Genomic DNA, 13,391 nt, shown 5'->3' with positions numbered 1-13,391 from the left:
GCACTGGACGAATGGCCAGAGAACGGTGAGAGGTTGCCGTAGACTGTCAAAGCTTCATCCACGACCCGGAAAGGTGCATTGTGCCCTCCAAACGTCGCCTTCGCTGGGCCGCGCTCCCTCTCGGGATCGCGTCCGTCGCACTCCTCTCGGGCTGCACCACGTCCCAGCTGCACGGATTCCTGCCCGGCTTCGTCGATGACGGCCCGGCCGCGACGAACCACACCGACATGGTCGCCGGCCTGTGGGTCAACTCGTGGATCGTGCTCCTCGCCGTGGGTGTCGTCACCTGGGGTCTGATGCTGTGGTCGGTCATCGCCTACCGCCGTCGTCGCGGTCAGTCGGGACTGCCCGTCCAGCTGCGGTACAACATGCCGATCGAGATCTTCTACACGATCGTCCCGCTCATCCTGGTCGTCGGCTTCTTCGCCTTCACGGCGCGCGACCAGAACACGCTCGAGACGCAGTACGACGACCCCGACGTGTCGATCACGGCCTACGGCAAGCAGTGGGCGTGGGACTTCCAGTACAACGGCGAGAAGGAAGACAACTCCGACGCCGTGTACTCGATGGGTGTCCAGGCGAAGGCCACCTCCGACGGCTACGACCTCGACGACGTGCCGACGCTCTACCTGCCGGTGAACAAGACGGTCAAGATCGACCTCCGCTCGCGCGACGTCATCCACTCGTTCTGGATCATCGACTTCCTCTACAAGAAAGACATGTACATCGGCCGCGACAACGAGTGGTCGTTCACGCCCACCCGTGAAGGCACCTACGAAGGCAAGTGCGCGGAGCTCTGCGGTGAGTACCACTCCGCGATGCTCTTCAACGTCAAGGTCGTCAGCGAGGCCGAGTACACCGACTACCTGGACTCCCTGCGCCGCGCCGGCGACGTGGGCGACATCAGCGACCTGTCGCGTCTGCAGAACCTGACCACCGGCGTCGAAGGGAACGAGTGATCATGGCCACGACGCTTCCGCTCCAGGGGACCGGGCCCTCGCGCCCGACGACTCTCCCGCCGCGTCAAGCCGCACTGCTCAGCACCACGCGTGTGGAGCAGAAGGGCAACCTGGTCGTCAAGTGGATCACCTCCACCGACCACAAGACCATCGGGTACATGTATCTGATCGCCTCGGTGATCTTCTTCATGCTCGGCGGAGTGATGGCGCTCATCATCCGCGCCGAGCTGTTCGAGCCCGGGATGCAGATCATCCCGACCAAAGAGCAGTACAACCAGCTCTTCACCATGCACGGCACGATCATGCTGCTGATGTTCGCGACGCCGCTGTTCGCGGGCTTCGCGAATGCGCTGTTGCCGCTGCAGATCGGCGCCCCCGACGTGGCGTTCCCGCGTCTGAACGCCTTCGCGTTCTGGCTCTTCCTCTTCGGCTCCACCATCGCGGTGTCCGGCTTCCTCACCCCGCAGGGTGCGGCCGGCTTCGGTTGGTTCGCCTATCAGCCCCTCGCGAATGCGAGCTTCTCGCCCGGTGTCGGCGGCAATCTCTGGATGCTCGGCCTCGGCATCAGTGGTTTCGGCACGATCCTCGGAGCGGTCAACTTCATCACGACCGTGCTCACGATGCGTGCCCCGGGCATGACCATGTGGCGCATGCCGATCTTCTCGTGGAACACGCTGATCACGAGCATCCTGATCCTGCTGGCGTTCCCCGTCCTCGCGGCGGCCATCTTCGCGGCGGCTGCCGACCGCGTGCTCGGTGCGCACATCTACAGCCCCGAGAACGGCGGCGTCCTGCTCTGGCAGCACCTGTTCTGGTTCTTCGGTCACCCCGAGGTGTACATCATCGCGCTGCCGTTCTTCGGCATCGTCTCGGAGATCTTCCCGGTCTTCAGCCGAAAGCCGATCTTCGGTTACAAGACGCTCGTGTACGCGACCATCGCGATCGCCGCTCTGTCTGTCGCCGTGTGGGCGCACCACATGTACGTCACCGGCGGTGTGCTGCTGCCGTTCTTCGCCCTGATGACGATGCTCATCGCGGTTCCGACGGGCGTGAAGATCTTCAACTGGATCGGAACGCTGTGGCGCGGCTCGGTCACCTTCGAAACGCCGATGGTCTTCGCTCTCGGCTTCCTGGTGTCGTTCGTCTTCGGCGGTCTCACCGGCGTGATCCTCGCCTCGCCGCCGCTGGACTTCCACCTGTCCGACTCGTACTTCGTGGTCGCGCACTTCCACTACGTCGTCTTCGGCACGGTCGTGTTCGCGATGTTCGCCGGCTTCTACTTCTGGTGGCCCAAGTGGACCGGCAAGATGCTCAACGAGCGTCTCGGCATGGTGCACTTCTGGATGCTGTTCGTCGGCTTCCACATGACCTTCCTGATCCAGCACTGGCTGGGTGTCGACGGCATGGCTCGTCGCTACGCGGACTATGCCGCGGCCGACGGATGGACGTGGGAGAACCAGCTGTCGACCGTGGGATCGATGATCCTCGGCGCGTCGATGATCCCGTTCCTGCTCAACGTGTGGATCACGGCTCGCAAGGCGCCGCGTGTGACCGTCGACGACCCCTGGGGCTACGGCGCATCGCTCGAGTGGGCCACGTCGTGCCCGCCGCCGCGACACAACTTCACCTCGATCCCGCGCATCCGCAGCGAGCGTCCCGCCTTCGACTTGAACCACCCCGAGGCCGGCATCCCGGTCGGTGTGGGTCCGGTCAAGGACGCTCCCGATACGCCCGTCGTCGACGCAGCTGCCGGAGAGGTCAAGTAACACATGCGTACCAACGTCAATCTCTGGTGGATCATCGCGGTGTTCTCGTTCGTCATCGCGGCGGTCTACACGGTGTGGAGTTTGCTCCAGCACGGCGGTGTCGAGTGGGTGGGAACGGTCGCCCTGGCGTTCCTCGGGCTCATGTCCTCGATGATCGCCTTCTACATCGGCCGTGTCATGAAGGCGCAGCGCGGTGACCTCCCGGAGGACATCCTCACGGCCGACATCGACGACGGCGACCCCGAGATGGGCGAGTTCAGCCCGTGGTCCTGGTGGCCCATCGTCCTCGCGGCCTCTGCGGCGATCGCCGTGATCGGCCTCGCCGTGGGCAGCTGGCTCGTCCCCGTCGGTTTCGCGGTGTTCGTCGTCGCGATCGTCGGCTGGGTGTACGAGTACTACCGCGGGTACTTCGCGCGCTGATCCTGTGCCCGTCCGTCTGAGAGCGGCTGCCGTCTCCGACGCCGGCGCCCATCGACCCACCAACCAGGACGCCGCCTTCGCGGCGTCCTGGGGGGCGGCTGTCGCCGATGGCGTCGGCGGTGGTCCGTCCGGAGACCTCGCATCCGCCGCCCTCGTCCATCGCCTCGTGGCGACGAGCGGGGGCGGGCTGGATGCCGACGGCCTCCTGGTTCGCATCCGTGAAGCCAATTGGGACATCCGCGCCCACGTCGAACGCGATCCCGCGCTCGAGGGGATGGCAACGACGTTCACCGGCATCTTCCTCAGCGTCAGCGGTGAGTTGCTGCTGGCGCACACCGGTGATTCCCGCGCTTACCTCCTTCGCGACGGAGAGTTCACGCGGGAGACCCGCGACGACTCCTACGTTCAGGCGCTCGTCGACCATGGGATCATCCCTCCCGAGGCTGCCGCGGCGCACCCGCGCCGTAACATCATCACCGCCTCGCTCGGCGGCGCCGAGGGTGATGTCGTATCGGTGGCGGAACGGCCCCCGATCCTCGGCGACCGGTGGGTTCTCTGCAGCGACGGTCTCACGGACTACGTCCCGGAGGCCGATGTCGCCCGTCTCATCGCCGAGGCGCCCGACGCCCGCTCCGCAGCGGCGGCGGCAGTCGCCCTCGCGCTCGAGGCAGGGACGCGCGACAACGTCACGGTGGTGGTGTGCGACGTCGTGGACGACGATGAGACCGACGGCGGGGAACCGATCTTCTTCGGGTCGGCAGCTCGCTGGTTCGCAGAAGACGTGGAAACCGCCTGACCCCTCACGCGGTCGTTGATCGTCTCCTCCGCGAAGGTGGCCTCCTCCGCGTCAGCGCCCGTCTGAGCGCGAGTCCTCGCGCGCGAACGCATCTATGGCATCCTGGGCGATCTGCGCGCTGCGAGGGCCACCGTGGCCGTCTTCCTCCACGATTTCGAGTCGGCTTCCCGGCCAGGACCGGTGCAATCGCCATGCCGTGAGTGCCGGCCCGCTGATATCGCGCCGCCCGTGCACGAGGACCCCGGGGATGCCGGCCAGCTCCCCGATGCGGACGAGCACGGCACGATCACCGGGCAGGAAGCAGTCGCGCGCCCAATAGTGCGTGACGAGTGTGGCGAAGTTCCGTCGTTGATGGGGGTCGTCGTGCAGGAAAGGGCCCGGGCCCGCCAGGGGGCCGAGTGACATGTGGGTCGCCTCCCATTGGTCCCACCGGTCGCCGGCGTCGCGGCGGACCGCGGGGTCGGGATCGCGCAGCAGACGCGCGTACCCCTCGATCGTGCGCTCGTCGGCGCGAAGGGGCTCGCGCAGGCGAGCGTGGGCCTCGGGGAAGACGGGTTGCATCCCGTCGGTGATCCAATCGATCTCCCACCGGCCACCGCTCGTCACCGCGAGGTTGACCACTTCGCTGACGCGCTGAGGATATTCGAGCGCGTAGGCGAGCGCCAGCGTCGACCCCCATGAGACGCCGTGGAGCAGCCAGCGGTCCACGGCGAGGTGCTCGCGCAGGGCTTCGAGATCGTCGAGGAGGTGCGTCATCGTCTGCGTCTCGAGAGTGGCGAGATCGTCCGACGCCCAGGGCGTGCTGCGTCCGCATCCGCGCTGATCCAGTCCGATGATGAGGTGGAGTCGGGGGTCGAAGCGTCGGCGGTACCCACCCTTGCCGAGACCACCGCCGGGACCGCCGTGCAGGTAGAGCGCGGGTCGACCGGTAGGGTTGCCCGACACCTCCCAGTAGAGGCGTGCGCCGTCGGGTCTGTCGAGGTATCCGGACGTGAACGGGTCGAGAGGCGGATGCTGCATCGACGCAGCCTACGGGAGATCCCCTGCGGTCGTGCCGTCGGAGTCATCGTCGCCCCGCGGAGCGCGTGATCGTCAGCGACTCGACGCGCGAGTCGCGAGTAACCGATTTCGCGATCCGCCGGCGACCGTCCCGTCCTTCCGGCGGCCACGTCGGGCGGTCGACAACTGCGTACGGCCGTCAGGAGCGTCCCGGCGTCACGTGCGTACAACCATCACCGTGGGGTCGAAGACGCGCTCGAGCGGTCCGTGGTCGTTCTCGACCGGCTGTCCCTCGCGCACCCAGTACTCGTAGCCACCGATCATCTCGCGGACGCGGTAGCCGAGCTCCGCGAACGCGAGGGCGCCCTTCTGCCCGGCGTTGCATCCCGGGCTCCAGCAATAGACGACGACCTCGACGTCAGGGTCGATCTCCCGGGGCGCTCGCGCGGCGATGTCGCGGTAGGGCATGTGGACGGCTCCGACGATACGACCCTGGGTCCACGCGTCTTCCCCGCGCACGTCGACGAGAACGAAGCGATCCCCGGCTTTCTGCGCGGCGTAGACATCCGAGGGGTCCGTTTCGTGGGCGAGGCGGTGACGGAAATAGTCGAGGGCGTCGGTCATGGCTCCACGGTAGGACCGCGTCCACGCCGTAGGGGAGAGGTTCGGATGCCAGGCGTCGTCGTCTTCCTGCCAGGAGACCGATCGCTCATCCCCGAAGCACCCAGGAACGCGGCGGGGCCGGCCGCATCCGGTGAATCCCCGGGTGGAGCGCCTCTCGATTGTCGCGCGGACGCGAGCCTCCTGCGGAGGGTCGACGGAGCAAAAGACGGAACCCCCGGCGCCGTAGCACCGGGGGTTCCGTCAGGGAGGAGTGGTTACTCGCTCTTGCCGTCTTTCGGACGGTTGCGCTCCTCGAGGCCCTTGGGGGCCGGGATCTCGACCTCGACGCGGCCGCCGACCTCATTGTGAGGGCGACCGTCCTCGTCGGCGCGAGCGTTGGCGCCGGCGATCTCGTCGGCCTCCTCGTGCGCGATGTGGTCGAGCTCGTGGTGCTGGTGAGCCACCGCCGCGTCGATCTCGGTCTGCGTGAGGGGAGCGAGGCGGTCCTCGAAGAACCACCGCGACACCGACGCACGCACGTTCTCGTGCCAGGGGATCTGACCCTTGTCGTTCGGGCGGACCACCAGAGGCTCGTAGGTCTCGTTGTCGACCAGCTTCCAGCGCTCGTACTCGTCGACCGGCTGGTGGACCTCGATGTACTCGCCACCGGGGAGGCGGACGATGCGACCCGACTCGTAGCCGTGCAGCGCGATCTCGCGGTCCTTTTTCTGGAGCGCGATGCAGATGCGCTTGGTGACGAAGTAGGCGAGCACCGGTCCGAGGATCAGCAGTGCCTGGAGGGTGTGGATGACGCCCTCCATCGTGAGGTGGAAGTGCGTCGCGATGATGTCGGACGAGGCAGCCGCCCACATCACGGCGTAGAAGGTGACACCCGCGGCGCCGATCGCCGTGCGCGTCGCGGCGTTGCGCGGGCGCTGGGCGATGTGGTGCTCACGCTTGTCGCCCGTGACCCACGCCTCGATGAAGGGGTAGATCAGGACCAGAACGATGAACAGACCGAGGACGGCCACCGGGAAGATGATGTTCCACGACCAGGTGTGGCCCCAGAGCACGAACTCGAGGTGCGGCGGGACCAGACGCAGGGCACCGTCGGCGAAGCCGATGTACCAGTCGGGCTGGGTACCGGCGGACACGGGAGACGGGTCGTACGGACCGTAGTTCCAGATGGGGTTGATGGTCACGAGGGCGGCGATCAGGACGATGACACCGAACGTGATGAAGAAGAATCCGCCCATCTTGGAGGCGTAGACCGGGAGCATCGGGTAGCCCACGACATTGCTGTTCGTCCGGGCGGGGCCGGCGAACTGCGTGTGCTTGTTGATGATCATCAGCATCAGGTGCACGGCGAGCAGGGCCACGAGGATCGCGGGCAGCAGCAGGATGTGCAGCGTGTACAGGCGTCCGACGATCGCGGTTCCGGGGAACTCGCCGCCGAAGAGCAGGAACGAGGTCCAGGTTCCGATGATCGGCAGACCCTTGATCATGCCGTCGATGATGCGGAGGCCGTTACCCGAGAGCAGGTCGTCGGGGAGCGAGTATCCGGTGAAGCCCTCGGCCATCGCGAGGATGAAGAGGATGAAGCCGACGACCCAGTTGAGCTCGCGGGGCTTGCGGAACGCACCGGTGAAGAAGACGCGCAGCATGTGCACGCCGATACCGGCCACGAACACGAGTGCCGCCCAGTGGTGGATCTGGCGGACCAGGAGACCACCGCGCAGGTCGAACGAGATGTGCAGCGCCGACTCCATCGCGGCCGACATCGCGATGCCGCGCATGGGCTCGTAGGCACCGTTGTAGTGCGTCTCGACCATCGAAGCCTGGAAGAAGAACGTCAGGAACGTACCCGAGAGCAGGACGACGACGAAGCTCCACAGCGCGATCTCGCCGAGCATGAACGACCAGTGGTCGGGGAAGACCTTGCGGCCGAGCTCCTTGACGATGCCCGACATGCTCGTGCGCTCGTCGAGGTAGTTGGCGGCGGCGCCGACGAACTTGCCGCCGAGCGGCTTGCCCTCGCGGCCGGCCGGGGCCTGAGGCGGCCCGGAGTACACGGCCGGTTCGGTCGTGACGTTCTCGGTGGGGTGGGTACCGGTGCTCATGAGCGCTCCCAGAAGCTGGGGCCGACGGGCTCGTGGAAGTCACTCTGAGCGACGAGGTAGCCCTCGGCGTCGACGGTGATGGGGAGCTGCGGCAGGGGACGGGCGGCCGGGCCGAAGATGACGGCCGCACCGTTGGCGACGTCGAACTGCGACTGGTGGCAGGGGCACAGGAGGTGGTGGGTCTGCTGCTCGTACAGCGCCACGGGGCAGCCGACGTGCGTGCAGACCTTGGAGTACGCGATGATGCCGTCGTACGACCAGTCCAGGTTGTTGGTCTCGGGGTTCAGCTGCTCCGGCTGCATGCGCATGAGCAGGACGATGGCCTTGGCCTTCTCTTCGAGGTAGCCCTCGTCGTGGCCGAGGCCGGCGAGCTCCTCGGGGATGACATGGAAAGCGGAGCCGAGGGTGACGTCGGCGGCGCGGATCGGACGACCCGAGGGGTCGTGCGAGAGGCGCATTCCCTCTTTCCACATCGTGTGGCTCAGAGCGGTCACCGGGTCGACGTCCTGCGGAGCCAGACCACGGAACAGCGTGATACCCGGGATGACCGAGGCGGCCAGGGCGGCGAACATCGAGTTGCGGATGATCTCGCGACGGCCGAATCCGGAGTCCTTGTCGGCCTCGGCGAAGACGTTGATCGCACCTTCGCGGACCTGGTCGCGCCCACGCGTGGCGTGACGGTCTTCGATGTACTCCTTGTCGGACATCACCGACTTGCCCCAGTGGATGGTGCCGATGCCGATCGCCAGTAGCGCGAAGGCGATGCCGAGTCCGATGAAGAGATTGTTGTAACGGATGTCGATCAGCGCGCCCGACTCGATCGGGAAGATCATGTAGGCGATGCTCGCCCAGATGCTCGCCGCGACCGAGAAGTAGAACAGCGTGTAGACCGTGCGGACCGCGCGCTTCATCGTCGCCGGGTCCTGGTCCGTCATGCGCTGACGGTGACCGGGAAGGCCGGGGTTCTGTACGGCGTCGGGAACCGCGACGGCGAGCCCCGAGCCGGGCTTCCAGGAAGCCCTCTCGTGCTCGAGTGCGTCGTCCGCGTGTGCCATAGTGCTGTGCTCCTCGTGCGTTTACGTAATGTCGAAGACGACGGTCAGTTGGACTTCGCCGTGATCCACACGGTCAGGGCGATGAGCGCCCCGATACCGAAGATCCAGATGAACAGACCCTCAGAGACCGGACCGAGCGAGCCGAGGGCGTAGCCACCCGGGGAGTCGTTCTTCTGGAGGTACATCAGGTAGGAGATGACGTCGCGCTTGTCTTCGGGGGTGAGGTTGAGGTCGTTGAAGACCGGCATGTTCTGCGGCCCGGTGACCATGGCGGCGTACATGTTGACGGGCGTGACCGTGTGGAGGTCGGGCGCCCACTTGCCTTCGGTCAGCGCGCCACCGGCGCCGGCGACGTTGTGGCACATGGCGCAGTTGATGCGGAACAGTTCGGCACCGTGCGACAGATCGCCCTCGCCGTCGACGAGGTCGGCCGAGGGGTACTCGGGGCCGGGAGCGGCCGACTGCACGTAGGCGGCGATCGCGTTGATCTGCTCCTCGGTGAACTGCGGCGGCTTCACGGGAGCCTGCGGGCCTTGGGCCTGCAGCGGCATGCGACCGGTCGAGACCTGGAAGTGGACCGACAGCTCGCCGACGCCGAACAGGGACGGACCCTGCTGGCTGCCCTGGAGGTCGAGACCGTGACAGGTGGCGCAGTTCGCCTGGAAGAGCTTCTGACCCTCGTCGACCGCGGTCGCCGAGTTCACCTCGCTCTCGGGGACGGTCGACGTCGCGGCCATGGCGGCCGACGCGCCGGCGTAGACGCCTCCGGTCAGGAGGAGGCCGATGCCGATCAGCGCGGCAGCGGCCAGGGGGCTCCGGCGACCGGATGCCCGACGAGTCTTCTTCTCGCGTGCCATGTGGTGCAGCTCTCTTACTTGAGGAAGTAGATGACGAAGAACAGGGCGATCCAGACGACGTCGACGAAGTGCCAGTAGTAGGACACGACGATCGAGGTGGTCATCTCTTTCCGGCCGAAGTTCTTCACGGCGTATGCGCGACCGATCACGAGAAGGAAGGCGATGAGGCCACCCGTCACGTGGAGGGCGTGGAAGCCGGTGGTGAGGTAGAAGGCCGAGGCGTAGGGGTTGGCACTGATGGGCATGCCCTCCGCCACCAGCGTCGCGTACTCCCACACCTGACCCGACACGAAGACCGCGCCGAGGATGAAGGTGAGGTAGAACCACTCCACCATTCCCCACTTGAGGAAGCCCGTGGGCTTGCCCGTGCGGTACGGCTGGTACCGCTCCGCAGCGAACACGCCCATCTGGCACGTGACCGAGGACAGCACGAGGATGATCGTGTTGACGGTCGCGAAGGGGACGTTGAGCAGCTGCGTCTCTTCGGCCCAGAGGGGCGCGGAGGTGCTGCGCAGGGTGAAGTAGATCGCGAACAGGCCGGCGAAGAACATGACCTCGCTGCCCAGCCACACGATGGTGCCCACGGCGACCGGGTCGGGCCGCTTCACGGCACGCACAGCCTGGGAATACGTCGCTGAGGTCGTCACCGTTCCATTATGCGCGATCCCGAGGGCCGATATTCCCATCCCCACCCTGGGATATTCCATCGTCGAGACTTAGGGAAGCCTCAGAATCCGCAAGGAATCCCCGGTGCGGAGGCGGTTCCACGGCCGTGGGCCTCCGTGAGGGCGAGCGACACGCGTGTGAAAGGATCATGGCATGGCGGAACGCTTCACTTGGCCCGATCTGCTCTCCTCGTTGCTCGCGGGTACCGACCTCAGCGTGTCGGAGTCCACGTGGGCCATGCGGCAGGTCATGGCCGGAGAGGCGACGCCCTCGCAGCTCGCGGGATTCCTGATGGCGCTGCGGGCGAAGGGCGAGACGGTCGAGGAGATCGTCGGATTCCGTGACGCCATCCTGGAGGCCGCTGTACCGCTGCCGGTACGGGCCGAGGTGCTCGACATCGTCGGTACCGGGGGAGACCGCTACGGCACCGTGAACGTGTCGACGATGGCGGCCGTGGTGGCGGCGGCATCCGGAGTCCCCGTCGTGAAGCACGGGAACCGTGCCGCGAGTTCGGCGTCGGGGTCGAGCGACGTGCTGTCGTCGCTGGGCATCGCCCTGACGCTCGCGCCCGAGAAGGTGGCCGAGACGCTGGAGCGCACGGGCATCACGTTCGCGTTCGCCTCGGCTTTCCACCCCGGCTTCCGTCACGCCGCGGCGACGCGCTCCGAGCTCGGCGTGCCCACGGTCTTCAACTTCCTGGGGCCCCTGTGCAACCCGGCCCGAGCCGAGGCCAATGCCGTGGGCGTCGCGCACCTCGACCGGGTGCCGCTCATCACCGGCGTCTTCCGGACGCGGGGGGCCACCGCCCTCGTCTTCCGCGGCGACGACGGCCTCGACGAACTGACGACCACCGGCCACAGCCGGGTGTGGGAGATCAGCCGCGGCGACGTGCACGAGCACGATCTCGACCCGCGGGATCTCGGCATCCCTCTGGCCGACATCGACGACCTGCTGGGCGGGTCTCCCGATCACAACGCCGAGGTGGTGCGGCGGGTGCTCGGCGGAGAGACCGGACCGGTCCGCGACATCGTGCTGTTGAACGCCGCGGCGGGGCTCGTGTCGTTCCGCCTGTTCCAGGATGCGGCCCAGGTGCAGCGTCCGATCCTCGAGCGCCTCGCCGAGGCGATGGCCGATGCGGCGGCGGCGATCGACGACGGTCGAGCCTCCGCGAAGCTCGACGCCTGGGTGCAGACGTCGAAGGACCTGGCGGAGTAGGGCATGGATCCGCTCGACGCGCTCACCGAGATCGCGTACCTGCTCGAGCGGGAGAGGTCGTCGCGGTACAAGTCGAAGGCGTTCCGCGCGGCGGCCGCCGCGATCGAGGGTCTGTCCGTGGAGCAGCTGCGCGACCCGGCACTGCGGCGGCGCCCGGGCATCGGCGACTCCACGTTCGCCGTCATCCAGCAGGCCCTGGCCGGCGAGGTGCCCGAGCGACTGTCGAAACTGCGCGAGGAGACGGCGGCGGTAGGGGGCGACACGGTGCGCCCGCTGCTGCGCGGCGATCTGCACAGCCACAGCGAGTGGTCGGACGGGCTGACCCCGATCGAGGCGATGGTGGACGCGGCCCGCGGGTTGGGGCACGAGTACCTCGCGCTCACCGACCACTCTCCGCGGCTGACCGTCGCGAACGGTCTGTCGCCGGAGCGCCTGCGGGCGCAGATGGAGATCGTGCGGGGTCACCGTGGTGAGGGGTTCACGCTGCTCACCGGGATCGAGGTCGACATCCTGGACGACGGGAGCCTCGACCAGGAGGACGAGCTGCTGCACGCGCTCGACGTGGTCGTGGCATCCGCTCATTCCAAACTGCGCATGGAGCGTCGGCTCATGACGACGCGTCTGGTGGCGGCGGCGCGGGATCCTCGGGTCGACGTGCTGGGGCACGTGACCGGCAGGCTCGTCGAGGGGGCGCGGGGGACGCGCCCGCCATCGGAGTTCGACGCCGAGGCGGTGTTCGCGGCGTGCGCGGAATCGGGCGTCGCGGTCGAGATCAACTCGCGGCCCGAGCGGCAGGATCCGCCCGACGAGATGCTTTCCCAGGCGATCGCGGCGGGGTGCCTGTTCTCGATCGACTCCGACGCCCATGCTCCCGGCCAGCTGTCGCTGCTCGACTACGGGGCGGCGCGCGCCGAGGCCCTCGGGGTGCCCGTCGAGCGGATCGTGACGACGTGGCCGCTGCCGCGGCTGCGGGAGTGGCTCGAGAGGAAGCGCTGATTCAGCGCGGTAGGGCGGCGAGGGCGCGAGTCATCGACGAGCCCAGGTTCCACTTCTCGGCGAGCGCCGTCGCGGCGTCCTCGTCGACGGGCCCGAGTGCGTCGTCGAAGGGAGCGAGCGGCAGATCGCGCGCGACGCGCACGACGGTCGGGGCGACGGCGAGGTAGTCGGCGGCAGCGGCGATCTTCGCGCGCTGCGCGGGGGTGCCCGCGGTTCCGTCCTCTACGGCGGCGCGGATGGCGTCGAGGGAGCCGTGGGCCTCAAGGAGCGAGGCGGCGGACTTCTCGCCGATGCCGGCCACGCCGGGAAGGCCGTCGGAGGGGTCGCCCCGGAGGACCGCGAAGTCGGCGTACTGCGCGGCGTGCACGCCGTACTTGCCGAGCACCGCGGAGTCGTCGACGATCTCGAGGTTGCTCATGCCGCGGGCGGTGTAGATGATGCGGATGCCGCGGGCGTCGTCGATCAGCTGGAAGAGATCGCGATCGCCGGTCACGACGTCGACGGGCGCGTCGGCCCGGGTGACGAGGGTGCCGATGACGTCGTCGGCCTCGTGCTCGGGAGCGCCGACAACGGGGATGCCGAGCGCGGCCAGCGTTTCCCGGATGAGGGGGATCTGGGCCTCGAGCGGATCGGGGACCTCTTCCACGTCGGGCCCGGACGGCACCGCCTCGACGACGCGGTGCGCCTTGTAGCTCGGGAGCAGGTCGACGCGCCAAGCGGGTCGCCAGTCGTCGTCCCAGCAGGCGACGAGGCGCGTGGGGCGGTAGGTGGTGACGAGCTTGGCGATCATGTCGAGCAGGCCCCGGACGGCGTTGACCGACGAGCCGTCGGCGGCCTTCACCTTGTCGGGCACGCCGTAGAAGGCGCGGAAGTACAGCGACGCGGTGTCGAGGAGCATGATGCGGTCGGTCACGGTCTCGATCCTGGCACGGGAGGTGC

The 13,391-nt window shown here is 67.6% G+C and carries 13 protein-coding genes; 6 read left to right on the top strand and 7 right to left on the bottom strand.

The window, feature by feature from the left end; all coding sequences use genetic code 11:
* Positions 1-80: 80 nt before the first annotated feature.
* From coxB to AB0230_RS00375, 4 genes are read left to right on the top strand one after another with little or no spacing between them, the layout of a single operon-like run.
* Positions 81-959, top strand: a complete 879-nt coding sequence (gene coxB, locus AB0230_RS00390; RefSeq protein WP_315992967.1) for a cytochrome c oxidase subunit II — start codon at positions 81-83, stop codon at positions 957-959.
* Positions 960-961: 2 nt separating this feature from the next.
* The gene (ctaD, locus tag AB0230_RS00385; protein WP_315992966.1) at positions 962-2,725 is read left to right on the top strand and encodes a cytochrome c oxidase subunit I; all 1,764 of its coding nucleotides are present in this window, start codon (positions 962-964) and stop codon (positions 2,723-2,725) included.
* A gap of 3 nt (positions 2,726-2,728) precedes the next feature.
* Positions 2,729-3,145 carry a cytochrome c oxidase subunit 4 gene (locus AB0230_RS00380; protein WP_315992965.1) on the top strand — a complete coding sequence of 139 codons (417 nt, stop codon included), beginning with the start codon at positions 2,729-2,731 and terminating at the stop codon, positions 3,143-3,145.
* Between the two features lie 4 nt (positions 3,146-3,149).
* A complete protein-coding gene (locus AB0230_RS00375; RefSeq protein ID WP_315992964.1) occupies positions 3,150-3,941 on the top strand; it encodes a protein phosphatase 2C domain-containing protein in 792 nt (263 codons plus the stop codon).
* A 51-nt stretch (positions 3,942-3,992) separates the two neighbouring features.
* Here the strand turns inward: AB0230_RS00375 and AB0230_RS00370 are convergent, their stop codons facing one another.
* The 6 genes from AB0230_RS00370 to AB0230_RS00345 form a co-directional block, all read right to left on the bottom strand.
* Entirely contained in the window at positions 3,993-4,961 is a 969-nt protein-coding gene (locus AB0230_RS00370) for an alpha/beta fold hydrolase (RefSeq protein ID WP_363392395.1), read from the bottom strand.
* Between the two features lie 195 nt (positions 4,962-5,156).
* A complete protein-coding gene (locus tag AB0230_RS00365) occupies positions 5,157-5,564 on the bottom strand; it encodes a rhodanese-like domain-containing protein (RefSeq protein ID WP_315992962.1) in 408 nt (135 codons plus the stop codon).
* Positions 5,565-5,818: 254 nt separating this feature from the next.
* Positions 5,819-7,663 carry a cytochrome bc complex cytochrome b subunit gene (locus tag AB0230_RS00360; protein ID WP_366373310.1) on the bottom strand — a complete coding sequence of 615 codons (1,845 nt, stop codon included), beginning with the start codon at positions 7,661-7,663 and terminating at the stop codon, positions 5,819-5,821.
* Complete coding sequence (locus tag AB0230_RS00355; protein ID WP_315992960.1) at positions 7,660-8,718, bottom strand: Rieske 2Fe-2S domain-containing protein; 1,059 nt, start codon at positions 8,716-8,718, stop codon at positions 7,660-7,662. The genes AB0230_RS00360 and AB0230_RS00355 overlap by 4 nt, the downstream gene beginning before the upstream one ends.
* Positions 8,719-8,762: 44 nt before the next feature.
* Positions 8,763-9,575, bottom strand: a complete 813-nt coding sequence (locus AB0230_RS00350; RefSeq protein WP_298875568.1) for a cytochrome c — start codon at positions 9,573-9,575, stop codon at positions 8,763-8,765.
* A gap of 14 nt (positions 9,576-9,589) precedes the next feature.
* A complete protein-coding gene (locus tag AB0230_RS00345; RefSeq protein ID WP_315992959.1) occupies positions 9,590-10,261 on the bottom strand; it encodes a heme-copper oxidase subunit III in 672 nt (223 codons plus the stop codon).
* A 133-nt stretch (positions 10,262-10,394) separates the two neighbouring features.
* Here AB0230_RS00345 and trpD point away from each other — a divergent pair, with 133 nt between their 5' ends.
* Complete coding sequence (gene trpD, locus AB0230_RS00340; protein WP_315992958.1) at positions 10,395-11,456, top strand: anthranilate phosphoribosyltransferase; 1,062 nt, start codon at positions 10,395-10,397, stop codon at positions 11,454-11,456.
* Between the two features lie 3 nt (positions 11,457-11,459).
* Positions 11,460-12,452, top strand: a complete 993-nt coding sequence (locus AB0230_RS00335) for a PHP domain-containing protein (RefSeq protein WP_315992957.1) — start codon at positions 11,460-11,462, stop codon at positions 12,450-12,452.
* Between the two features lies 1 nt (position 12,453).
* On the opposite strand, the gene AB0230_RS00330 is transcribed toward AB0230_RS00335, so the two are convergent.
* Entirely contained in the window at positions 12,454-13,365 is a 912-nt protein-coding gene (locus AB0230_RS00330; protein ID WP_366373306.1) for a 5'-3' exonuclease, read from the bottom strand.
* Positions 13,366-13,391: the final 26 nt, after the last annotated feature.

The organism is Microbacterium sp. NPDC089190 (genome assembly GCF_040701795.1).
GTDB lineage: Bacteria > Actinomycetota > Actinomycetes > Actinomycetales > Microbacteriaceae > Microbacterium > Microbacterium galbum.
Note: the sequence above shows the minus strand (reverse complement) of the source record. Positions and strands in the feature narration are given on the sequence as shown.

Excerpts from the sequence above, each read along its gene's own strand:
- ctaD (WP_315992966.1), top strand. The coding sequence starts at position 962 with ATGGCCACGACGCTTCCGCTCCAGGGGACCGGGCCCTCGCGCCCGACG.
- AB0230_RS00350 (WP_298875568.1), bottom strand. The coding sequence starts at position 9,575 with ATGGCACGCGAGAAGAAGACTCGTCGGGCATCCGGTCGCCGGAGCCCC.
- AB0230_RS00365 (WP_315992962.1), bottom strand. The coding sequence starts at position 5,564 with ATGACCGACGCCCTCGACTATTTCCGTCACCGCCTCGCCCACGAAACG.
- AB0230_RS00335 (WP_315992957.1), top strand. The coding sequence starts at position 11,460 with ATGGATCCGCTCGACGCGCTCACCGAGATCGCGTACCTGCTCGAGCGG.
- AB0230_RS00360 (WP_366373310.1), bottom strand. The coding sequence starts at position 7,663 with ATGAGCACCGGTACCCACCCCACCGAGAACGTCACGACCGAACCGGCC.
- AB0230_RS00380 (WP_315992965.1), top strand. The coding sequence starts at position 2,729 with ATGCGTACCAACGTCAATCTCTGGTGGATCATCGCGGTGTTCTCGTTC.
- AB0230_RS00355 (WP_315992960.1), bottom strand. The coding sequence starts at position 8,718 with ATGGCACACGCGGACGACGCACTCGAGCACGAGAGGGCTTCCTGGAAG.
- AB0230_RS00345 (WP_315992959.1), bottom strand. The coding sequence starts at position 10,261 with ATGGGAATATCGGCCCTCGGGATCGCGCATAATGGAACGGTGACGACC.
- trpD (WP_315992958.1), top strand. The coding sequence starts at position 10,395 with ATGGCGGAACGCTTCACTTGGCCCGATCTGCTCTCCTCGTTGCTCGCG.
- AB0230_RS00370 (WP_363392395.1), bottom strand. The coding sequence starts at position 4,961 with ATGCAGCATCCGCCTCTCGACCCGTTCACGTCCGGATACCTCGACAGA.